Origin of the sequence: Bacillus sp. Brlt_9 (assembly GCF_051948935.1) — a bacterium.
Classification (GTDB): Bacteria; Bacillota; Bacilli; order Bacillales; family Bacillaceae_G; genus Bacillus_A.
The window spans coordinates 183,319-206,232 of sequence record NZ_JAYJLO010000008.1; the positions used below are offsets into that span (position 1 = coordinate 183,319).

Consider the following 22,914-nt stretch of genomic DNA (forward strand, 5'->3'; position numbering starts at 1 on the left):
ATAAACTAGTTTTTTTTATTTTTTTTGTAAATTATTTTTCCATCAATCATGGTTAGTACAGGCTTGGCTAAATAATGGAAAGGATGATGAGTCCATAACACGAGATCAGCGTCTTTTCCAACCTCAATGCTTCCAATTCTATCCTCTAAACGTAAATTTCTTGCTGGAAATATAGTGATTCCTTCTAATGCCGTTTTTTCGTCTAATCCTTCTCTTACTGCGACAGCAGCACAAACATTTAAATATTGAATTGGTGTATAAGGGTGATCTGTTGTTATAGAAACTTCCACTCCATTTTTTGATAATATATGGTAAGTATCCCATGTTTTGTTTTTTAGTTCGATTTTAGAACGGCGTGTAAGGGTGGGGCCAACTGAAACCTTCAAATTGTGTTTCGAAAGTTCTTCAACAATAAAGTGTCCTTCTGTACAATGTTCAATACGTAAATCGAGATTGAATTCTGTTGCAAAGCGTAGAGCAGAGCTAATATCATCTGCTCGGTGAGCGTGGATACGTACGGGTATTTCACGGCGTAATGCTTTTAAGATAGGCAGCATTCGAAAATCAGCTTCATGTCCGTAGTGCTGTGCTTCATAGAATGATTCCCGAAGTAACCCCATAATTCCCATACGTGTTATAGATTCTTTTGTTCCATTACTATGGACTTTTTTAGGGTTTTCTCCAAAGGCAATCTTTAAGCCGGCAGGTTCTTGAATAATCATATGATCAATACAAGTTCCAGCTGTTTTTATTACACAAGTCGTACCACCGATAATGTTTTGGCTTCCTGGCATAACGTGAACAGTTGTGATGCCATTTTGTACAGCATCTTGAAATGCAATATCAAGAGGGTGGATTCCGTCCAAAGAACGGATATGTGGTGTTGAAACTTCAGATGTTTCATTTGCATCATTGCCAGCCCAACCAGTACCTTCATCATAGAGACCAAGATGTGTATGGACATCAATAAATCCGGGCAAGAGATGAAGAGCACGTGCGTCTATAACTGTCATATCTTGAGTAGGTTGAATGGTAGGCTTGACCTCGGCAATTCGTTCTCCTATAACGAGTACATCCCCTTGAAATTTTTGGGATGTAATAGGATAGACAATGGCTTGCTTGAGCAATATTTTCATAGGTACCTCATTTCTGTTACTTTATAATGTTAATGGAATTTAAGGGAAAGTAACGGAAAGATTATTTGTGTAATAATGCTCCGGATTCTAGAAAATAAAAGTGTTGAAAGGGCCCCTGTAAAACTGTGTTTTAGAAGTACTACATTGTATGCGAAAGTATATTTTGTAATGCATGGTCTATTGCCGGAAATGTGTATTCATACCCATGCTCAATTGCTTTATTAGGTAATACATGTTGCCCTTCTAGTACAAGTATGCTCATCTCACCAAGTAAAGTGTGAAGCATAAATGAAGGGACAGGTAACCAATGAGGTTTTCTCATTATAGTTGCAATGGTTTCTCCAAATTCCTTCATTCTTATAGGGAGGGGAGCTGTAATATTAAGAGGTCCATCAATTTCTTTTTTGTGTATGATGAAATCAATTAGGTGAACGACATCGTCTATATGAATCCATGATAACCATTGGTTTCCAGAGCCAATTGTACCGCCGATATAGAATTGATAGGGGAGTAGCATTTTTGGAAGAGCTCCTCCATCTGCACCTAATACGACTCCAAATCTTGCGTAAATTGTTCGTATTCCGAGAGCACATACTTTTGATGCTTCTTGTTCCCATGAATATACTGTATGTGCTAAAAAGTCATTTCCAGGAGTCTCATGCTGTTCTGTAAAAGACTCGGTTTCAGACGTTCCATAGTATCCAATAGCACTTGCATTAATAAATGTGTGCGGTTTTATGTTGAGTGTCTGCAATTGTTTAATGAGCCCTTTTGTCGTTTGAATTCTACTGTTTAAAATGGCTTTCTTTTGTTTCTTTGTCCATCTACTATTAATAGACTCTCCAGCTAGATTAATAACTATATCAATAGAGGAGAGGGGAAAGGTTTGTAAATCTGGTGTCCATTGTACGTATTGAAGGTTAGGGTCGGAAGTTTCCGTAGTTTTGTTTCGAGTTAGAATGTAAACCGTATATCCTTTTTGAATAAAAAAAGTAGAAAGGTATTTACCGATAAAGCCGGTACCACCAGAAATTGCGATTCTCACAATTATTTCCTCCTCATTATATATATTCTTGAAAAGCAAAAACGTTCCTGGACTATGTTAAAATAATAGAGAGGTGAGAGTATGGCTGTCATTACAAAAGTAGAAGTACAAAAACGATCGAAAGAACGATTTAATATTTATATTGATAAAGGTCAAGGTGAAGAGTACGGATTTAGTGTGAATGAAGTAATCTTAATAAAACACGGATTACAAAAGGGCTTAGAAATTGATGAAATAGCGTTAGGAAATATTTTGTACAATGAAGAGGTACAAAAAGCATATTTACAAGCAATCTCCTATTTATCCTATCAAATGAGAACGAAACTAGAAATAGAAGATTTTTTACGAAAAAAAGAAGTGGGACAGGCCATCATCTCTGAAGTCGTTTCGAAATTATTACATGACCGATATATTAATGATAAAGAGTACGCTGTTTTATATACGAGAACGCAAAGCAATGTGAATCGAAAAGGTCCTACTGTTATTAAAAGAGAGTTGTTAAATAAAGGTGTTCAGGATCTAATTATTACGCATAGTTTACAAGAATATCCAAAGGAAAAGCAAATTGAAAATGCTTTTCTTCTTATAGAGAAGAAGAAAAAAGCTTATCAAAAGCATTCTTTTTTACAAATGAAGCTCAAGTTAGACGAGATGCTTGTTCGTAAAGGATATTCTAGAGATGTGATTCAAATTTGTTTAGAAGAATTGAAAGACGAAAAAGATGACGAAAAGCAACAAGAGGCGTTACACTATCATGGGAATAAATATTATGAGAAATATAAGAAGTATGATGGATGGACATTCGAAAATAAGATGAAACAAGCGTTATACCGCAAAGGATTCTCTATCGATGAAATAGAGGTATTTTTGCAAATGAAACGCGAAGAGGGATGAGGAGAATAAGATGAATATGCCAAAGCGCTACAGTGAAATGACACCACATGAGCTAAGGGAAGAAATTGGGCTTTTGAAAGAGCAAGCGATAAAAGCTGAGCAACTTGGAATTGTAAATGAGTTCGATGTATTAATGCGAAAGATAGCAATGGCCCGCGCTTATATGACTGACATAAACAAATTCCATATCGGTGAGACATATGAATTAGTAGAGGAACCTGGTATATTATTTGAAATTACGTACTTCAATGGGGTATTTGCTTGGGGACATAAGCAAAATGATAATGAAGAGATTGGAATACCGATTTCTTTATTGCAAGAAAAATAAAAACCAGAGAGCGAATATCTCTCTGGTTTTCATCTTTGGTAGGCGTTACAGGAGATAGGAGATTCTAAAATTGGCGTTTTTTACATTCATTCGCCAATATAATGAGAGACTGGGTTTGTTGCGTCTGTCCGTTAACTTGCGCTTTTGCATGTTTCGGACGAGTCCACGTATGGTTAAATAATTCAGAACGACTATCTAAGCGATCACGGTAGCTCATCTTTATCACCTCGTGTAGGAAGTTGATTTACTTTGTACTACTCTTCCTGCTGATTTGCAGCACGCATACGTTCTTGTGGGTGCGTGTTAATTGTGCCGTTAGGTCGTTTCGAAGCGAAGCGTGATTTCGCTTTCGGTTGACCGTCGATTTTGCTGTTGTTTTTTGACTCAGACCAAAATTCGGCTTGTTTACCCATTGCGAACGCCCTCCTCATCATCAGTTGATACCTCTTGAAGAAGTATCAATTATAGAATGTGCAAAATAGAAGAAACTATCCTTTAGAAATGAAGGGATAAATAGGTAAAAGGAGATTAGAACATGAATGATATTTATGAAGCATTAACGAAAGAACTATTAGAGAAAAATGACAAGCTTTCTTACGCGCAAGCACGTGCGTGGGTTGAATTACTATGGGAAGATTTCCAAACAACTTATGCGAAATCAGGACGTTACCAAGGTGATGAAATGACTGAACAAGTGGTAAGAACATGGATTAATAATCATGGAGCGCGTCTTCATGAAATGCGTACAAATAATCCGAAATATAGCCATTTAATCAATCAAGAAGATCATTTGAAACATTAAAAAAAGCGACTTAAGTCGCTTTTTTTAATGTGGAAGTAAATCCAGTTTTTTTCGAAGTTTCTCTTCACTGAAAATCCATCCTGTATAGGAACTAATAATATTTAAATTATGATCGAGTTGAACGATCGCAACGAATGGATAATAATCTTTACTGCGATAGCGCAAATCAATGAATCGAACTTCGTAATAATGATCATAATCGAAAATGTCCCAGCGATACACAGGGGAGAAAGATAAAAATGCTGAGATGTTTTCATCTTGTTTAGCTGCGCGCATAATAGCATTGTCTGGGAACGGTACCCGGTCGAACTTATCATAGACCATGATGTTACCACGATGCCATCTAGCAACGTAGTAATAATCAGTTGTAACGATCGCTAAATGGTAATGATAAAATCGATAAGAAGGAGAAATGATTATCTTCTCAACATGTTTGAAACGTTTTTGTACAACGCTTCTTATATTTCTATGCATCATAATCCGTCCGATATAGTAAACAATCATCAATATATACGCTGCTAAGGCAGTATACCCTTTATGGGAACCTACGATCATACATGCAATTGCGAGTAGATGAATAAAGAAAATGACAGTATCGAATGTATTAATGATACCGAGCGCTACCCATTTTTTTGTGAAGGGCCGTAATGCCTGTGTACCGTAGGCATTGAAAATATCTACAAAGACATGAAGAAAGACGGCAATAAATGACCAAAGTAGTAGATGCAAATATGGAGCGTCTGAAAAGAAGGCGAAAGAGATGCCACTTATAAGGAATGACCAAAGAATTACTGCAGGAATGGAATGAGTAATCCCGCGATGATTTCTTATATATTTAGCGTTATTACGCAATTTTAAAACTGTATCGATGTCAGGAATATTGGAACCGGCAATTGTAGCGAGCATAACTGCTTGTGGCCCAATATCACTTTGTGCTATGGCTGGATCTAACGTGGCCAAACTGCCTAGAGTAACGCCCATAACAAGGTGAGTGGCTGTGTCCATAGAAATCCACCTCCGTTTTTTATTAATGTAACTCTTTTTATTCGATACCTCAAGTCCTTTGCCTTCTATTTCCTATGTCATCTTACTTAAATTTTTTCCTAAAATCTTTATAATAGTACTTATATGCAAAAAAATGAGGGGGATCAAGTTTGACACTTGAAATATTAAATAACTTTAACATAGAGCAGTTTCAAAATGATTTAATTGGTTGGTTTGAAAAAGAGCAACGCGACTTACCGTGGCGTAAAAATAAAGATCCATATCGTGTTTGGGTTTCGGAAATTATGTTGCAGCAAACTAGGGTAGAAGCTGTAAAACCATATTACGCGAATTTCATGGGGAAGTTTCCTACTCTAGAAGCTTTGGCAAATGCTGATGATGAAGAAGTGTTAAAAGCATGGGAAGGTTTAGGGTATTATTCTAGAGCACGAAATTTACATGCGGCTGTAAAGGAAGTAAAAGAAGTATACGGCGGGATTGTACCGAGTGATGTAAAGAAAATTGAAAAACTAAAGGGAGTCGGGCCATATACAAAAGGTGCTATTTTAAGTATTGCATATGGTATACCAGAGCCGGCAGTTGACGGAAATGTTATGCGTGTATTATCCCGTATTTTATCCGTATGGGATGACATTGCAAAACCGAAAACGAGAAAAGTGTTTGAAGAAATTGTGCGTGAAATTATTTCGGCTGAAAATCCATCTTATTTTAATCAAGGTTTAATGGAGTTAGGGGCACTCATTTGTATTCCGAAAAATCCAGCATGCTTACTTTGTCCTGTACGTGAGCATTGCAGGGGATATGCTGAAGGGGTTCAAAAAGAACTACCAGTAAAAAGTAAAGCAAAAGCTCCTACGATGGTACCGATTGTTGCAGGAGTACTGCAAACGGAAGATGGTCGTTACGTCATTAATAAACGTCCAAGTACCGGTTTATTAGCTAATATGTGGGAGTTTCCGAATATTGAACTTGGCGAAGGGATTCGTAATCAGAAGGAACAGCTTATAGATTATATGAAAGAAAAATTGGAGCTTTCGATTTCTATTGAAGAATACGCAATGAATGTACAACATACGTTTACCCATCGTACTTGGGATATATTCGTATTTTACGGAAAAGTAACTGGTGACATTGTTGAAACAGATACATTGAAGTTTGTATCGAAAGAAGCATTTGAACAGTTACCTTTCTCGAAATCGCATCGTACGATTTATGAAAATTGCGTTGAGAAAATTACAATGCAATAAAGTGAAACTTTAATCAGTGGGGGTTTTCTTCATCCCCCACTGATTATTAGCCCTCACCAATTGGACTTTAATGGGCAGCTCGACCCCCACCTAAATTCTTCGCTTTCGCTGAATTTTGAGGTGGGGGTCTTACTGCCTATTAAAGCGGGATAAATAAAAAAGTGTTCCCTAGATTGGGAACACTTTTTTAATCGTAAGAAATTTTTGTCCCATGAGTCCAACTAGCCTCACCTTTTTGTAAGCCGCCTCTTGTTTCAATTTCTATTACAATTTCTTTGTAAATACTTTGACCTTCTGCGTTTAAATAAGGAAGAATCTGTTGTAATGAATGATGAAAATAAGCTAATTCATCTTCTTTCCACTCATTTTTTGAAACCATCGTTAGTTCAGTCATGTCGCGTCCTATATACATATTTCCACCTCCATGTTCTATAGTTTTAATGAGTGATGAGAGATATATGCGAAAATTTTTAAAAAGAAAATTACGGATAGTTTCTAAGTGAATTGGTTACATTATTGGTTGTGGAGGTGAGAAAGATGAGTAAAAAACAACAAGGTTATAATAAGGCAACTTCTGGTGCTAGCATTCAAAGTACAAATGCTAGTTATGGTACAGAATTTGCGACTGAAACAAATGTGCAAGCAGTAAAACAAGCAAACGCACAATCAGAAGCGAAGAAAGCACAAGCTTCTGGTGCACAAAGTGCAAACGCTAGTTATGGTACAGAATTTGCAACTGAAACAGACGTGCATGCTGTGAAACAACAAAATGCGAAATCAGCTGCAAAACAATCACAATCTTCTAGTTCAAATCAGTAATGAAAGAAAAACACTTCTCTAACTCGGGAGAAGTGTTTTCTTTGTGTCTGGGTCATGGTAATGAAAATAAAGTGAACGACATAACTTCTAATAAGTCAACAAATGTAGTCAAAGGAGAAGGGAGTTAAAGATTAGAAATATGTAATGAGGAATCATAAATGATAAATAAGTTCAAAAGGGGGTAAGTAATGAACGATTTTGATAAGTTGGTAGGAGAGCAATTGGAAACGATGGATGAGTTGTTGAAGTTACAAGCTCATCTAGAGAAGTATCAGCAAATTGAAATGAGCGAAAAGGATACGTGCGATAAAAAGGAATTACATTTTATCCGCCAAGAAATATATAGAACGGAAATCGCGTTAAAGTTGTTACATGAGAAATTTGAAGAGCAAACAAATAGTGTGATTCAATCTTTTGAAACTGAAAAAATGATTTCGAATTTAGGATAAGACATATTGTTCCCTTCCTGTGAATGGTCCTTCTTTAGATAGAAATAAGGAAGGGCTTTTTCTATTCCTATTTCCTTGTTTGTAAATCATTCAGCAAAGACACTGTCTCCTAAGAAGATTAGGGATATGGTATTCAGTGTGAAAAATAGAGTCTTGTCGCTTTAGTTTTAAAATTTCGACAAAAAAGTTATAATAGAAAAAAAGTGGATGCAGCTTAAAGGGCATTTGCAGTTGAAAGAAGGGAGCATTTATGGGATTTCCCAAAGAAGGAGAAAAAGTACAAATACATAGTTATAAACATAATGGCTCCATTCATAGAATGTGGGAAGAGACAACAATTTTAAAAGGGACACAGAGTCTTGTAATCGGTGCGAATGATCGTACAGTAGTAACAGAATCAGATGGCCGAACATGGATTACGCGTGAACCAGCAATTTGTTATTTTCATGCAAACTATTGGTTTAATGTGATTGGAATGTTAAGGGAAGAGGGAGTATATTATTATTGTAATTTAAGCTCACCTTTTGCATATGATTCTGAAGCGTTAAAGTACATTGATTATGATTTAGATATTAAAGTGTATCCAGATATGACATATACGCTTTTAGATGAAGATGAGTATGAAAAACATAGTCAGATTATGCAATATCCACCTGTGATTGATACCATTCTAAAACGGAATGTAGCACAATTAACACAATGGATTCATCAGAGAAAAGGGCCATTTGCGCCAGACTTTGTAGATATGTGGTATGAAAGATATTTAATGTACAGAAATTAAAACAAACCTGCAGGGGATTTCCCGGCAGGTTTGTCCTATTAGAGGGGGGATTATGTGCAAGGTATAAAAAGATATTTGCAATTTGTTAAACCATATCGATGGCTTATTGCTATTACGATTATGATTGGTCTAGTTAAATTTGGTATCCCGCTTATTATGCCGTGGTTATTAAAATATATTATCGATGATGTAATTCAAGGCGGAGGGTCACTTCAAGATAAAACGTCCCAATTAGTAACAGCCGTTGGGATTGCTTTTTTTATTTTTGCAGTAGTAAGACCACCAATTGAATATTATCGTCAATATTTCGCACAACGTATTGCAAATACAATATTATATGATTTACGAAAACATATTTTTGGTCATTTGCAAAAGTTGAGTTTACGCTATTATTCGAATACAAAAACAGGGGAAATTATTTCACGTGTCATTCATGATGTAGAACAAACGAAGGACTTTGTAATTACTGGTTTGATGAATGTTTGGTTAGATACAGCAACAATTGCTATTGCTATTATTGTTATGTTTTCTATGAATGTAAAATTAACATTTGTTGCGCTATTAATTTTACCTATTTATGTAGTGGCAGTAAAATATTTTTTCGGACGCCTTCGAAAATTGACGAAAGAGCGTTCACAAGCGTTAGCAACGATGCAAGGGTATTTACATGAACGTATTCAAGGGATGCAAGTGACACGTAGCTTTGCATTAGAAGAGTATGAGGGTAAGCAGTTTGAAAAAAGAAATAATGAATTTTTGACAAAAGCATTAACACATACGAGTTGGACGGCGAGAACATTTTCGGCAGTAAATACGTTAACAGATTTAGGCCCGTTACTTGTGATCGGTTTTGCAGCGTACGAAGTAATTCAGGGGCAGTTAACATTAGGTACTATGGTTGCCTTTGTTGGATATATGGATAGTTTGTATAGTCCGCTTCGCCGTCTTGTTAATTCCTCTACAACATTAACACAGTCTTTCGCATCAATGGATCGAGTGTTTGAATTGTTAGATGAGAAATACGATATTGTGAATGTGCCAAGTGCGGTACAAACGAAAAAATTAAATGGTGAAGTGATATTTGATAATGTATCTTTTCGTTACAATTCAGATGAAAAAGAGATATTACATAACCTTTCGTTAACTATGTTGCCAGGAGAGAAGGTAGCACTTGTAGGAGCGAGTGGGGGAGGGAAGTCATCTCTTGCTAGTTTAATCCCTCGTTTCTATGATGTTTCTTCCGGTGCAGTTTATGTAGATGGGATAGATGTCAGAAAGTATGATATGAGAAATTTACGTAGTCATATTGGAATTGTACTGCAAGATAATTTGTTATTTAGCGATACAATCGGGGCGAATATTTTATACGGAAATCCGAAAGCTACAGAGGAAGAAGTGATTGCAGCTGCCAAAGCTGCGCAAATTCATGATTTTATTATAGAGTTACCTGATGGTTATGATACTGTCGTTGGGGAACGCGGTGTGAAGTTATCTGGTGGGCAAAGGCAACGTGTAGCGATTGCAAGAGTGTTTCTAAAGAATCCATCGTTACTTATATTAGATGAGGCGACTTCCGCTTTAGATTTAGAAAATGAACGGTATATTCAGCAGGCACTTCAGACGTTAGCTGCTGATCGGACGACGATTATAATTGCGCATCGATTGGCAACAATTACGCATGTGGATACGATTATTTACATTGAAGATGGTGAAATTAAAGAAACAGGTTCTCATGAAGAATTAATGAAAAAAAGAGGGTTTTATTACAACTTATATCAACTTCAACATATAACAGAAACAGCTCCTTTAGCGTAAAAGGAGCTGTTTTTTATTCGTCTTCTTTTTTATCATCAATTTTAAGTTCTGCTTCTGGTTTATGGTATGTGTAGAAGCTATCCACAAGTAAATCTAAATGCTCTACTTCTTCACTATAGTTAATAATAGCAGAAATAAGAGGGAAGAGGTGTAGCCATGTTTTATACGCTTCCTCATCGTCTTTGTTTTGATAATCCATAAAGATATCAATTAATTCTTGTTTACCTGTTTCAACTTCATCCAGCATTTCAACGGATTGTTGTTTTTTTGCTTTACCAATAAATTTTAATAAAACTTGTTCATGATAATGCGTTAATGAATCAAGTTCGTTTTGGATAGATTCTTGAAATTCTTCTGGCATATAGCGCAGTTCATTTTCAGTACGATGCAATGATTTTAACGTACTTAAAGCACGGCTTGTCGTCGCTAACATTTGTCTGAATAAAACGAGCTTACGAATTTTTGCGAACTTTACTTTTTTCGTGTAGCTTCTTTCTTCTTTATACAGCAAATAATAATGGTTTAATTTAATCATTTTTTCTTTCATACGATCAATATCAGTTTTTAGCGTTGTAAAATCAGAAGCTTGCCTACTATTCATTCGAATCCATTTAACAATTTCTTCTGTATTATCAACGATACGATGATATAGTTTTGTTTCGTATTTTGGCGGCATAAATACTAAATTTACAAGTGAAGCCGCAATAATTCCAATCATAATTGTCGCAAAGCGAAGTAAGGCAAAACTAAAGAAATCTTCGCCCTGATACTCCATAATGGCGATAACTGTTACTAAAGCAATTGATATTGTGTTTTCTAATCGTAATTGCAACGTAAGCGCAATTACTAATATACATGTTAATCCAATAATAAAAGGATTATGTCCAAAAGCAGTAGCAAATACGATAGCGAATACCGCGCCAATGACGTTTGCTTGAATTTGCTCAAGAGCAGTTAAATACGAGCGGTATACAGACGGTTGAACAGCGAAAATAGCTGAGATTCCCGCAAATACCGGACTCGGTAATTGAAGTAAAATACAAGCAAATAAAGCTAATGTGATGGCAATACCCGTTTTTAAAATGCGAGCACCAAGTTTCATACCCTTAATAAGATCCTTTCTCTTGTCATAATGAATGTACAACATGATACTATACATTCATTACAATATGTTAGCAAGTGATATTTTAGTGACGTTAATAAGAAATTTAGATTCATTTATACTTTTTCCTAATTCTTTTTAAACATCAATTTTTAGTAAAAAAACCTGCTGAATTTCAGCAGGTCTCAAATTGTTACTATAGATTACTATGAGAAGTGTACTTCGTCAATTCATTCTTGAAAATGAAAGTTAGGTATATCACTCTGTTGAGATAGATGGGTCAGCCTGCTCTTTTTTCGGGATGATTTCAAAAAACTGGTGCTGCATATCATCGAGTAACGGTGTTAATAAAGCAACTTCCTCGTATTGCTCATGCTCATTTAATACACGAATATAATCTAGCAATAACTCAGTCACATCTTGCACACCATTTTTACTAATTGGTTGCAATGTAACATTTGCCCCTTTTGCGATTCTTCTTTTTAAGGCCTGTTCTGTTAAACCTGAGCTTGCATCATGACGTAAATAAACAACACCGCCAGTCATGCCAGCGCAGATCCATGGGCCAGGATCCCCTAAAACAAGCGCTCGCCCATTTGTCATATATTCAAAAGCGAAACCTTTAATATTAGAGTATGCACCTATATTTCCTTGCTCTTTTTCACGGAGTGGCTTTGTCATGCGCCCTCCAATTATCATGTCTGCTCCAGAGAGGCGAATGCCAGCGCGAGCGTCGGCGTTACCTTGAACGTATAGCGCTCCTTTTTGTGCACCATATCCAAAACCTTTTCCGACAGAACCGTTATAATATATGCCGTCTTTTCCTTTCGCTTTCGTTATATAAATACCACCACCAAAGGAAGTTTTACCAATGCCATCTTGTGCACCGCCATTTACGTGTATAAATAAGTTCTCACTATTGTAAGCACCTAATCCATTTCCAGGAATAGAGCCATTCGTATACTTTAATGTAAGTGGTTCAAGCTTCGTGTCTTCATATAATTTACTACGAACGCGATAGCAAGATTCTAGACCACCCATAACGCGCTGCTCTACGCCAACGCCTACTAATTCTTTTGAATGAGGAGAATGAACTGTTTCAAATTGTTTTTCCGGTATCTGTTCCGTTTTTGGAACAGATGGATGTTCTATCGTTTGTAGTAAATTACATAAGTCTAACAAATTTTCGCCTCGAACTTGTTCTAATAAATCGGAACGCCCGACAATTTCTTGTAAATTTGTATAACCAATATTTCCTGTTAATCGCTTTAGTTCTACGCCAAAAGTAGTGAATAAATGTAATAATCCAGCAACGGCGCTTTCTAATTCACGCGGGACGAAGCGGCGTAATCCGTGTTCTTTCGCCTGTGCTTCAGATTCAATTTGTGTTGCAATTCCGACGTGACAAGTATCTAGATGACATCCGCGGCAAGTTGTACAGCCAATTGCAATCATCGATAATGTACCAAATCCAATACGATTTGCCCCAAGGAGCATGATTTTCAAGGCATCATTCACACTTCGAATACCACCGTCAGCCCAAATTTCTACCTTATGTCTCATATTTGCTTCTAATAAAGCATTGTGAGCGGCTTTTACGCCAATTTCTACAGGAAGGCCTACATGTTGCAATGCGTGAATACGTGCAGCACCTGTACCACCATCAAATCCGCTAATGTTAATAAAATCAGCACCAGCTTTTGCGATACCGACAGCAATTGTTCCGATATTAGGGACAACAGGGACCTTTACAGCTACTTTCGCAAGTTGATTAGCCGTTTTAATTTCTGTAATCATTTGAGCTAAGTCTTCAATGGAATAAATATCATGGTTGTTAGAAGGTGAAATTAAATCAGAGCCAATTGTAGCATTACGCGCTTCAGCGATTTTGGCTGTTACTTTTGAACCAGGCAAATGTCCGCCTTCACCAGGCTTTGCGCCTTGCCCAATTTTTATTTCAATTAAGTTTGATGAATTTAGTAGTTCGGCGTTTACACCAAATCGCCCAGATGCAACTTGTTGTCCACGTGTATGTGGATATTTTCCAATCATATCTTTAATTTCGCCGCCTTCACCGTTCAAGCTAATCATATTTAGCTGATCGGCCGCTTCTGCATATGCACGAAAGGCAATTTCATTTTGAGAACCGAATGACATGGAACTAATAATAAATGGTAAATCATGATTTTGAATACGGATGGATACTTCTTCAGCTGGAACGACATGTTTTGTTTCTTTCATTTGAAGAAGGTGTCTAATTGCGATTGGATTATTTTCCTCTAACTCACTTAATTTGTCACGGTAATCATCATAAGAATTTCCTTTTGCAACATCGCCGATTGCTTTCCAAATTCGCGGGAATATATGAAAAGATTTTCGCATTCTAACTTTAGGATTGTTATAATCATCCGCGCGCATTTGTGCATCTTCAGCAAGTGACTCAAGCGAAAAAGCTAAAGTATTTGAACCGAGGAAATTCGTAATTTGTAATATATTTGCGATTTCCTCATGTAATCCGATAGAAGAATAGAGGCGACCGTAACCACGTAATTCATGAATTCCAATTGTTGAAATGACTTTTTCTAGTCCTTTATTAAGTGCATGATATAAATTCGTAAGTGGTGTTTTCGTCCCATCATTTACGGTTGCAAATAATAAATACGGATTAATACTATCTGCTCCTAATCCATATAGTGTGACGATATCGTGTAAGGAGCGAAGGGCACCAGAACGTATAACGAGAGAGCAGTTTCGACGTAATTTATTTTCGCTTAATACTTGATGTACTTTAGCGGTCACTAAATGCGGATCAATCCATAACTGTTCATTTAGATGGGCGTTGGCATCGTCTATTAATAGTAGGGAAGCTCCATCGTTCACGGCTGTTATCGCTTCAGAACTAATGCGACTTAAGGCGCATTGTAAAGTTTCTGCCGGACTGAATGTAGCAGAGATTGTAGCGATAGAGCTATGAGTATTGAATAGCTGTATAAGTTGTTCGTACGTAATGGTGTGTAATTCCTCTGCAATAGATTGCGCTACACTTCCTTCTAAAATAATTGGGGAAAGCATCTCAACTACAAATGGTTGTTTAGCACTGTTTAATAAACTTGGGCGTTCTCCAAGTATCGTTCGTGTGGAGAAGTGTTCGACCTCTCGATCACGATCGATTGCTGGATTTGTAACGACGGCTACACTTTCCTTAATGAAGTCAGCGATATTTCGTCTATCAGTATCGAGTGCAGCAAGTGGTGAGTCATGACCAAGTGAGCGAATTGGCTCAACGCCTTTTGTTGCCATCTGTTCAAGAAGTTGAATATGCTCTCGGTCCCATCCAAAAGCAACGTATTGCTTCGTTTCAACTTGCATAGAATCACATAATCCTTGGATTTCTTTCGTTTCAGGGGTAGATAAGTTTAAACGATAATCTTTAGTATCAACTCGCTTTTTAAAACGGTCGTATACTTGAGCTTGGTATTTGTCATATTCATAAAGAACAAGCTCATCTTGTTTATTCCACTTTAGGCCGACTTTTTCTCCAGGAGCGAGTGGTTTCGGTTCTGCTACATATTCAGTTGGTGATACAACTCCAGGTTCAGAAGAGAAAATATAAGAGCTTTCTGTTTCCACTTTCCATACTGGTCGTAGTCCAAGGGAATCAACGCTGAAAACAGCTTCATCTTTATAACGTGAAATAATACCAGCTGGACCTTGCGCGAAATGGCCCCATGCTTCACGTATATACGTATATAAATCTTGTAAATGCGGTTCATAAAGTTTAATTTCATTAATAATTGGTGGGAATAGTATATCCATTGCTTCAAATAAGCTGTAGTCGTATTGAACAAGTAGAGTTTCTAAGGTGCGGTTTAAATCTTGGGAGTCACTGCCCCCAGCAGTAAGTGGAACATGAATCATGTCAGCTTGATCGCGTAATTTTGCGATCGTGTTAATTTCACCATTATGTCCGAGAATGCTAAATGGTTGTACACGAAAAAAATTAGATAATGTATTAGTAGAATAGCGATTATGTCCTAATGTCATAGTTGAAGAGATCAGCGGATGTTGTAAATCATTATAATAAGCAACAAGTGTATCACCAGCACCTAGAACTTTATATACAACATGATCACGACTTAAGGAAGCAACATGAATCGCTTCGTTTTCCTCTATTTTTATCGTTACTGAAAATAATGTTTGCTCAATATTTGCAACTTCATTTTCTGCGATAAGGGCAACTTGCCAAAATAAAGGTTCTTCTTGTTTGCCAAGCGGACCGAGTGCATCGGAGTTTATTACATCATCACTTTCAAAAAGAAGTGCAAAGTTTTCGTTGTTTAGTTGTGTACGAATATGATTTTTTAAATTAATTATATTTGCGCTTTTGTTTAGAAAAAAATGTCCAACGATAAAGTGGGGATGATCCACGATCGTTGGATTATATCCGCTACTTTTTAGTTTTTCACTCCAAAGTGCTTTTGGTACATCAATGTGAATGCCAATCCCATCGCCTTCACCATTAATGAAACCAGCTCTATGATTCATTTTGACGAGTGATTGTATGCAAAGGTCAATGTTTTCTTTTGTAGGAATTTTTCGTTTCTCCATGACGGAAACGATTCCACACGCATCATGTTCTGCATTTTTATAATCTCGAAATAAAGACGGTGTCCATGTATTTGTTTTATTGAGCATCCGTCAATCCCCCCTCTTATTGAAGTTTGAATAATCTTACTATTTAAGGCGTGAGCAGCCTTGTATACAAAGATAGTAAGGATATAAAAGAAAAATTAAACAGATAATTATGAATAATTATACTATTAATAAGGAATTTATGAAATAGAAAAAAGGAAAAAAGAAAGATGTGCTTTCTTTTTTCCTTTTAAATAATGGGATTATTTATTGTTTGCTAATGCAGCAAATGCTCTGCCTACAGTTTCAATTGTATATTCAATATCTTCTTTTGTATGTTCTGTCGTTAAGAACCATGCCTCATATTTAGAAGGTGCTAAGTTCACTCCTTCTTGAAGCATAAGCTTGAAGAATTTACCGAACATTTCACCGTCTGTATCTTGTGCTGCATCGTAATCTTCAATTGTATTTGTTGTGAAGTACACAGTTAAAGCACCTTTTAGGCGGTTTAATGTAATATCGATATTATGTTTTGCAGCTTGCTCTAAAATTCCTTTTTCAAGCATTGCACCAAGTTCATCTAACTTTTCATAAAGCCCTTCTTGTTGAAGAACTTCTAGACAAGCAATACCAGATGCCATAGAAGCAGGATTTCCTGCCATTGTACCAGCTTGATATGCAGGTCCAAGAGGGGCAACTTGTTCCATAATTTCTTTCTTACCACCGTAAGCACCGATTGGAAGTCCACCGCCAATAACTTTACCAAGAGCTGTTAAGTCTGGTGTTACGCCAAGTAAGTCTTGAGCACCACCGTACATGAAGCGGAAAGCAGTAATAACTTCATCATAAATTACTAGTGCACCAGCTTCGTGAACAAGTTCATTCACTTTCTCAAGGAAGCCAGGTTTTGGCTCTACAATACCGAAGTTTCCAACAATTGGTTCTACAAGAATAGCTGCTACTTCATGTCCCCATTTATCTAATGCTTCTTTTAAAGTTTCTACATTATTAAATGGAACGGTAATAACTTCTTGAGCGATACTTTGTGGTACGCCGGCTGAGTCAGGAGTTCCTAGTGTAGAAGGACCAGATCCAGCTGCTACAAGTACTAAATCAGAATGACCGTGGTAACAGCCAGCGAATTTCATAATTTTTGTGCGGCCTGTGTAAGCACGAGCGACACGAATTGTTGTCATTACTGCTTCAGTACCAGAGTTTACGAAACGGACTTTATCTAATGCAGGCATGGCTTCTTTTAACATTTTTGCAAATTTTACTTCTAGAGCTGTTGGTGTTCCGTAAAGTACACCATTTTCAGCAGCCGTTGTAATTGCTTTTGTAATGTGCGGGTGAGCATGTCCAGTAATAATAGGACCGTATGCTGCTAAATAATCGATATATTTATTTCCGTCTACATCCCAGAAATAAGCACCTTTTCCACGTTCCATAGCAACAGGAGCGCCGCCGCCAACTGCTTTAAAAGAACGAGAAGGACTATTAACGCCGCCAACGATATGTTCTAAAGCTTCTTTATGTAATGCTTCTGATTTTGTGAATTTCACTACCATTCATCTCCTTACAAAAATCTATGTATTATTCTAACATGTTTTTCGAAAAGACGTATTGTTTGTGATAGAGAAGGCAGTTGGGTAAACTATTCGTTGTGACATTTAGGAAGGGGGTCCGGTTATGAAATCGGTAATTGAGGTACAAGGGTTACGCAAAGAATTTACAGCCTATTCAAGTCGTCCAGGTTTAAAGGGTGCATTTCGCGATTTATTAAATCGTAATTATAAAATAGTACCAGCAGTAAATGACGTATCTTTTACTGTGAAACAAGGTGAAATGGTTGGGTATATTGGTGAGAATGGTGCCGGTAAATCAACGACAATTAAAATGCTTACTGGGATTTTGACTCCGACATCAGGCGAGATTTTAGTAAATGGGATGAATCCGCATAAGCAGAGAGAAGAATTCGTAAGAACAATTGGTGTTGTTTTTGGTCAACGCTCGCAACTTTGGTGGGATATTGCTGTACAAGAATCGTTTCGTTTATTAAAAAAAGTGTACGGTGTATCAGACGCTCAGTATAAAGAACATATGGAGCACGTGATTGAAACGTTAGATATTGGGCCTTTATTAGATAAGCCAGTGCGAAAGTTATCTCTAGGTCAAAGAATGCGTTGTGAATTAGCGGCTGCATTAATTCATAATCCGCCGTTATTATTTTTAGATGAACCAACAATTGGTTTAGATGTACTTGTGAAATTGAAAATACGTGAATTTTTAAAAGAAATGAATGAACGTTATAAAACAACAATTTTATTAACAACTCATGATATTACTGATATTGAAGCTTTATGTGAGCGCGTTATCATGCTGGATGAAGGAAATATTATGTATGACGGTTCTTTAAATAATCTTCGTACGCAGTGGGGAGCAGAGAAGGAAATACATTTTCAATTTATTGCACCAGTTTCCTATCAGGATTTATCAATGGTTATGCCAGATAGTCATGTCGTTTGGTCGAAAGCGAAAGAGGAAAACGCGTGGATTGCAAAAATACCGAATGAAGAAGTTATCATTTCAATGCTTATTTCTAAAGTAGTACAAGCCTTTCAAATTAAAGATTTAAAAATTAACGAAGTGTCTACAGAGGAAATTATTCGTAACATTTATGAAGAAGGTATTAAACATGGGTAAGTACATTGAAATGATTCGGATTCGCTTTTTAATGATGCTTGCGTATCGTACAAACTATTATAGCGGGATTTTAATTTATACAATTAATATCGGTGCGTATTATTTTTTATGGCAAGCAATTTATAGTGGAAAAGAGAATATTGAAAGTTTATCTATTTCACAAATGACTACGTATATCGCAATTGCGTGGATGGCACGTGCCTTTTATTTTAATAATATAGACAGGGAAATTGCGATGGAGATTCAAGAAGGACGTGTAGCGGTAGAACTGATTCGTCCATATAACTATTTAGGAATGAAAGTGATGCAAGGTCTTGGTGAAGGGATATTTCGCTTTGCCTTCTTTTCAATCCCGGGTATGGTTATCGTTACCCTATTATTTTCATTGCAAATTACAACTAATTTTCAAACGTGGTTATATTTCTTCTTATCTTTAATATTTAGTTTTATTATTAATACACAAATTAATTTAATGACGGGGATGCTCACGTTCTTCCTATTTAATAATAGTGGAATTATGTATGCAAAACGTGTTGTTATTGATTTATTTTCAGGTCTATTATTACCAATTAGTTTTTATCCGTTATGGGCTCAGAAGGCAATGGTATTCTTACCGTTTCAGGCCATTAGTTATATTCCGAGTATGATTTTTTCAGAAGGTATGCAAGGAAGTAAATTGTATGAGGCATTATTATTCCAAGTAATTTGGGCAATTGTACTTATTATTCCAATTGTACTCATGTGGAGAACGGCGAGAAAACGTCTAATTGTACAAGGGGGATGATGAGATGATGTATATAAACTTATTTTTGCAATATGCAAGCCAATATATAAAAACAAAATTGGAGTATCGGGGCGATTTTATCGTTGGATTACTTTCTGATTTATCACTACAGGCTGTTAATTTAATCTTTATTCTCGTTGTGTTTGGGCATACACAAGCATTAAAAGGCTGGAGTAGAGAAGAAGTAATCTTTATTTATGGTTTCTTTTTAGTACCGTTTGCCATTTTCTCAGCTTTCTTTAACATATGGGATTTTAATGATCGTTACATTATTAAAGGAGAGATGGATCGTATATTAACGAGACCGATTCATAGTTTATTTCAAATTATATTAGAAAGAATGGAACTTGAATCTTTAATTGGAGCGATTACAGGAATAATTGTAATGGGATATGCAGCAGTGGAGCTGCAATTATCTTTTTACTGGTACGATTTCTTCTTATTCTTACTAATGGTAGGAGGGGGCGCACTTGTATATGGAGGGATATTTGTTACGCTTGCAAGCCTTGGCTTTTGGTCGGATGCGAAAAGTTCAATTATGCCGCTAATGTATAACATAGGTAACTATGGTCGCTATCCTGTTAATATTTATAACCGTGTGATTCGCTTCATTTTAACGTTTGTTCTACCATTTGCGTTTGTTGGGGTGTATCCAGCAGCATACTTCTTAAGAAAAACAGAGTGGAATAGTTATGCATTTGCAACACCATTTGTTGGTGTTATCTGTTTTACGATTGCAATCACTCTTTGGAATCAAGGGGTAAAAAGGTACCGTGGTGCTGGGAATTAATTAAAGAAGCTTGTTTGTTTCTAAGGGATAAATCTAATGGCCGTCTCATACATATAAAATGAGGTGGAGGACATGTTATGGGGATTTATTCTATTAATTGCAGCAATCGCTATTTTGAGAAGTGTCCAATTGTTATGGAGTTCATATTCAGATTCTAGGCGTTTCTTTTCGCTGTATAATTTAGCCTCCTTATTTCTAATTTATACAACGGTACTAATTGCGTTTGGGTTAAGTTATGTTGTATTAGAAGAAATGGGTTTTGCAGTTTTGAAAGAAGATGGAGAAAGCTTGCATGCCCAATCTTTTCAACTTGTAGAAATTTGTTTATATTTTAGCGCAGTTACTTTGTTGTCCGTTGGATACGGTGATATAGCTCCGATTGGAATAGGGAGATGGATTGCGATTGCAGAAGCGCTAATTGGATATACATTACCGTTTGCTTTTGTAATGCGGTCTGTAATAGACAATGAAAAATAAGATAGCATTTGATATAGTAAAAGAAAAGAGTAGGAGTGATAACAATGATCACAGTAGGAGAAATGGCTCCAGAATTTACATTAGAGGGAAGTAACGGGGAACAAGTTCGCTTAGCTGATTTTCGTGGTAAAAATGTAGTTCTATATTTTTATCCGAAAGATATGACTCCAGGATGTACAACTGAAGCGTGTGATTTTCGAGATGCATATGGATTATTTCACGAGAAAGATACAGTTATTCTTGGTGTAAGTCCTGATTCAGCGAACAGACATCTGAAATTCATTGAGAAGCATGAACTTCCATTTGTGCTTTTAGTAGATGAAGATCATAAGGTAGCGGAATTGTACGATGTTTGGAAATTGAAAAAGAACTTTGGAAAAGAGTACATGGGAATTGAGCGTTCTACATTCCTTATTAATAAAGACGGTGAGCTTGTAAAAGAATGGCGTAAAGTGAAAGTGAAGGGACATATTGAAGATGTTCTTTCTTATATAAAATAAATTCATTTGGGAGATAAAATATATAGAAGTAAGGCGAGTGTCTATACATATTTTATCGTCTTACATAAAGTGAAGTGTAGGGCATACCTCCTCAGATGATAGTATTCCAAGTGCGATTATGTCGCACTTTTTTTCTATGTAAATGTATAGAAAATGGGGAAAGATGTATAAGAATAAAGCTATATGCAAAAATAAACCACATACTTATAGTAGAAATATTGACGATTTATAAGAAAAGGAGTACACTCTTTATAAGAATTATAAAATAATAATCCGTATAGAATCGGGGTGCATGACGGTGGTCAAAGAAGAATTAAAAGAAGCGCTAGAAATGCTGAAAAATACGGGTGTACGCATTACTCCACAGCGTCATGCTATTTTAGAGTACCTTGTGGAATCTATGACGCACCCAACAGCGGATGACATTTATAAAGCATTAGAAGGTAAGTTTCCAAATATGAGTGTTGCAACTGTTTATAATAACTTACGTGTATTTAAAGAGGTTGGACTTGTAAAGGAATTAACTTATGGAGACGCTTCAAGTAGATTTGATTATGTTACAAGTCAACATTATCATGTGATTTGCGAAAAATGTGGTAAGATTGTTGATTTTCCTTATGGAGGTTTGGAACAGCTTGAAGAGGAAGCTGCGAAAACGACAGGTTTCGTTATTAATAGTCATCGCTTAGAAATTTATGGCGTTTGTCCAGAGTGTCATAAGGCGTAATATATAATAAAGAAAGAGGCTGACGGCTTTACGTCAACCTCTTTCTTTATTATATATGGGAATTACGTTACGTTCAGGAGGATTTAAAATGTTCAGTACACAACCTAATTTAATTAAAGATAAATACAAAAGGTGATTTCTTAATTAAGAAATCACCTTTTCATGTTTAGTTTTGTAAGGATGCATTGTCCCCATATATACTTATGACTTATAGCTCTTCTTATTATATTTCTCATCAAATTCTTTTCCTTCTAGATTTCGATCCATTGTTAAAGGTTGATTGCAATGCATACATGCGTCTACACGGCCGAGCATTTTTGTAGGTTTATCGCAGCTTGGACAAATAATTTGTACAGTTTTAGTGGATAGCATACCGATCCAAAAGTAAACGACAGTACTAGCGATAACAGCTAAAAAGCCAACCATCATAAATGTTGTCATAATAATAATGTTTTCACGGAAAAAGACTCCTAAGTATGCAATGAAGAGGCCGATAAATACTAAACTTAATGCAAAGGTCCGGATTTTATTGATTTTGTTTGAATACTTAATGCTCATTCTCACCACTCCTTATAACAATAATATAACATAAAATTTAGAATTTTCACTCGTCCGAAAACGTGCTAAAGTGATAAGATAGGAAATACGGAATGTGATGAAGAATGAAGTGGGACTTTAATAATTTTTGGAACATGTTTTTAAAGTTTGAACGGGATGTGAAATTTTTTTATAAAAAGTATTGACCCTTTATGTGCTGCATGATATATTAATAACCGTCGCTGATGCGGAAACGCAGAAAACGGCAAAAAGAAAATGAAAAACTTAGTTGACATTGAAAAATGAAGATGTTAACATAAGGAAGTCGCAAATGAGCGGCT

The 22,914-nt window shown here is 36.3% G+C and carries 24 protein-coding genes; 14 read left to right on the forward strand and 10 right to left on the reverse strand.

Annotated features, from left to right (window positions below):
* Positions 1 to 5: 5 nt before the first annotated feature.
* A complete protein-coding gene (locus VF726_RS25255; RefSeq protein WP_098346059.1) occupies positions 6 to 1,136 on the reverse strand; it encodes an amidohydrolase in 1,131 nt (376 codons plus the stop codon).
* Between the two features lie 139 nt (positions 1,137 to 1,275).
* On the reverse strand, positions 1,276 to 2,181 hold the full coding sequence (locus VF726_RS25260; protein WP_440172906.1) for a TIGR01777 family oxidoreductase: 906 nt from the start codon (positions 2,179 to 2,181) through the stop codon (positions 1,276 to 1,278).
* 81 nt (positions 2,182 to 2,262) lie between these two features.
* Here VF726_RS25260 and recX point away from each other — a divergent pair, with 81 nt between their 5' ends.
* Positions 2,263 to 3,075, forward strand: coding sequence for a recombination regulator RecX (gene recX, locus VF726_RS25265; RefSeq protein WP_440172907.1), 813 nt, complete (start codon positions 2,263 to 2,265; stop codon positions 3,073 to 3,075).
* 10 nt (positions 3,076 to 3,085) lie between these two features.
* Positions 3,086 to 3,403, forward strand: a complete 318-nt coding sequence (locus VF726_RS25270; protein ID WP_048527867.1) for a YfhH family protein — start codon at positions 3,086 to 3,088, stop codon at positions 3,401 to 3,403.
* A gap of 64 nt (positions 3,404 to 3,467) precedes the next feature.
* On the opposite strand, the gene VF726_RS25275 is transcribed toward VF726_RS25270, so the two are convergent.
* Both VF726_RS25275 and VF726_RS25280 read right to left on the reverse strand, forming a co-directional pair.
* Positions 3,468 to 3,620: a YpzG family protein gene (locus VF726_RS25275; protein ID WP_000122093.1), complete on the reverse strand. Its 153-nt coding sequence runs from the start codon at positions 3,618 to 3,620 to the stop codon at positions 3,468 to 3,470.
* A 37-nt stretch (positions 3,621 to 3,657) separates the two neighbouring features.
* Positions 3,658 to 3,816 carry a small, acid-soluble spore protein K gene (locus VF726_RS25280; RefSeq protein ID WP_000517891.1) on the reverse strand — a complete coding sequence of 53 codons (159 nt, stop codon included), beginning with the start codon at positions 3,814 to 3,816 and terminating at the stop codon, positions 3,658 to 3,660.
* A gap of 122 nt (positions 3,817 to 3,938) precedes the next feature.
* Here VF726_RS25280 and VF726_RS25285 point away from each other — a divergent pair, with 122 nt between their 5' ends.
* Entirely contained in the window at positions 3,939 to 4,205 is a 267-nt protein-coding gene (locus tag VF726_RS25285) for a YfhJ family protein (RefSeq protein ID WP_166703504.1), read from the forward strand.
* Between the two features lie 24 nt (positions 4,206 to 4,229).
* Here VF726_RS25285 and VF726_RS25290 read toward each other — a convergent pair whose 3' ends face one another.
* Positions 4,230 to 5,210: a metal-dependent hydrolase gene (locus VF726_RS25290; RefSeq protein WP_440172908.1), complete on the reverse strand. Its 981-nt coding sequence runs from the start codon at positions 5,208 to 5,210 to the stop codon at positions 4,230 to 4,232.
* 149 nt (positions 5,211 to 5,359) lie between these two features.
* On the opposite strand from VF726_RS25290, the gene mutY reads away from it, so the two are divergent.
* Positions 5,360 to 6,457 (forward strand): A/G-specific adenine glycosylase, encoded by a 1,098-nt coding sequence (gene mutY, locus VF726_RS25295; protein WP_440172909.1) that lies wholly within the window; start codon positions 5,360 to 5,362, stop codon positions 6,455 to 6,457.
* A gap of 187 nt (positions 6,458 to 6,644) precedes the next feature.
* Here mutY and VF726_RS25300 read toward each other — a convergent pair whose 3' ends face one another.
* Positions 6,645 to 6,869 (reverse strand): hypothetical protein, encoded by a 225-nt coding sequence (locus tag VF726_RS25300; RefSeq protein ID WP_440172910.1) that lies wholly within the window; start codon positions 6,867 to 6,869, stop codon positions 6,645 to 6,647.
* Positions 6,870 to 6,994: 125 nt separating this feature from the next.
* Here VF726_RS25300 and VF726_RS25305 point away from each other — a divergent pair, with 125 nt between their 5' ends.
* The 4 genes from VF726_RS25305 (at position 6,995) to VF726_RS25320 (ending at position 10,321) form a co-directional block, all read left to right on the forward strand.
* On the forward strand, positions 6,995 to 7,276 hold the full coding sequence (locus VF726_RS25305; protein ID WP_440172911.1) for a gamma-type small acid-soluble spore protein: 282 nt from the start codon (positions 6,995 to 6,997) through the stop codon (positions 7,274 to 7,276).
* 188 nt (positions 7,277 to 7,464) lie between these two features.
* The gene (locus tag VF726_RS25310) at positions 7,465 to 7,725 is read left to right on the forward strand and encodes a YgaB family protein (RefSeq protein WP_440172912.1); all 261 of its coding nucleotides are present in this window, start codon (positions 7,465 to 7,467) and stop codon (positions 7,723 to 7,725) included.
* 250 nt (positions 7,726 to 7,975) lie between these two features.
* Positions 7,976 to 8,506, forward strand: coding sequence for a nucleoside tri-diphosphate phosphatase (ntdP, locus tag VF726_RS25315; RefSeq protein WP_000506628.1), 531 nt, complete (start codon positions 7,976 to 7,978; stop codon positions 8,504 to 8,506).
* Between the two features lie 54 nt (positions 8,507 to 8,560).
* Positions 8,561 to 10,321, forward strand: a complete 1,761-nt coding sequence (locus tag VF726_RS25320; RefSeq protein ID WP_440172913.1) for an ABC transporter ATP-binding protein — start codon at positions 8,561 to 8,563, stop codon at positions 10,319 to 10,321.
* Between the two features lie 13 nt (positions 10,322 to 10,334).
* On the opposite strand, the gene VF726_RS25325 is transcribed toward VF726_RS25320, so the two are convergent.
* The 3 genes from VF726_RS25325 to hemL form a co-directional block, all read right to left on the reverse strand.
* Positions 10,335 to 11,423 (reverse strand): aromatic acid exporter family protein, encoded by a 1,089-nt coding sequence (locus tag VF726_RS25325; protein ID WP_440172914.1) that lies wholly within the window; start codon positions 11,421 to 11,423, stop codon positions 10,335 to 10,337.
* Positions 11,424 to 11,681: 258 nt separating this feature from the next.
* The gene (locus tag VF726_RS25330; RefSeq protein ID WP_440172915.1) at positions 11,682 to 16,118 is read right to left on the reverse strand and encodes a glutamate synthase-related protein; all 4,437 of its coding nucleotides are present in this window, start codon (positions 16,116 to 16,118) and stop codon (positions 11,682 to 11,684) included.
* A 200-nt stretch (positions 16,119 to 16,318) separates the two neighbouring features.
* Positions 16,319 to 17,623, reverse strand: coding sequence for a glutamate-1-semialdehyde-2,1-aminomutase (hemL, locus tag VF726_RS25335; RefSeq protein WP_440172916.1), 1,305 nt, complete (start codon positions 17,621 to 17,623; stop codon positions 16,319 to 16,321).
* A gap of 121 nt (positions 17,624 to 17,744) precedes the next feature.
* Between hemL and VF726_RS25340 the strand changes: the two genes are divergently transcribed.
* From VF726_RS25340 to perR, 6 genes are all read left to right on the forward strand, one after another.
* Complete coding sequence (locus VF726_RS25340) at positions 17,745 to 18,758, forward strand: ABC transporter ATP-binding protein (RefSeq protein WP_440172917.1); 1,014 nt, start codon at positions 17,745 to 17,747, stop codon at positions 18,756 to 18,758.
* Positions 18,751 to 19,542, forward strand: a complete 792-nt coding sequence (locus VF726_RS25345) for an ABC transporter permease (protein ID WP_440172918.1) — start codon at positions 18,751 to 18,753, stop codon at positions 19,540 to 19,542. Before VF726_RS25340 ends, VF726_RS25345 begins: the two co-directional genes overlap by 8 nt.
* Positions 19,543 to 19,546: 4 nt before the next feature.
* The gene (locus tag VF726_RS25350; RefSeq protein WP_071724344.1) at positions 19,547 to 20,332 is read left to right on the forward strand and encodes an ABC transporter permease; all 786 of its coding nucleotides are present in this window, start codon (positions 19,547 to 19,549) and stop codon (positions 20,330 to 20,332) included.
* 72 nt (positions 20,333 to 20,404) lie between these two features.
* Complete coding sequence (locus tag VF726_RS25355; RefSeq protein WP_000964347.1) at positions 20,405 to 20,809, forward strand: potassium channel family protein; 405 nt, start codon at positions 20,405 to 20,407, stop codon at positions 20,807 to 20,809.
* A gap of 44 nt (positions 20,810 to 20,853) precedes the next feature.
* Positions 20,854 to 21,309, forward strand: a complete 456-nt coding sequence (gene bcp, locus VF726_RS25360) for a thioredoxin-dependent thiol peroxidase (protein WP_440172919.1) — start codon at positions 20,854 to 20,856, stop codon at positions 21,307 to 21,309.
* 298 nt (positions 21,310 to 21,607) lie between these two features.
* Positions 21,608 to 22,036, forward strand: a complete 429-nt coding sequence (perR, locus tag VF726_RS25365) for a peroxide-responsive transcriptional repressor PerR (RefSeq protein ID WP_000237831.1) — start codon at positions 21,608 to 21,610, stop codon at positions 22,034 to 22,036.
* Positions 22,037 to 22,237: 201 nt separating this feature from the next.
* Here the strand turns inward: perR and VF726_RS25370 are convergent, their stop codons facing one another.
* Positions 22,238 to 22,594: a YgzB family protein gene (locus VF726_RS25370; RefSeq protein WP_000025063.1), complete on the reverse strand. Its 357-nt coding sequence runs from the start codon at positions 22,592 to 22,594 to the stop codon at positions 22,238 to 22,240.
* Between the last annotated feature and the right edge of the window lie 320 nt (positions 22,595 to 22,914).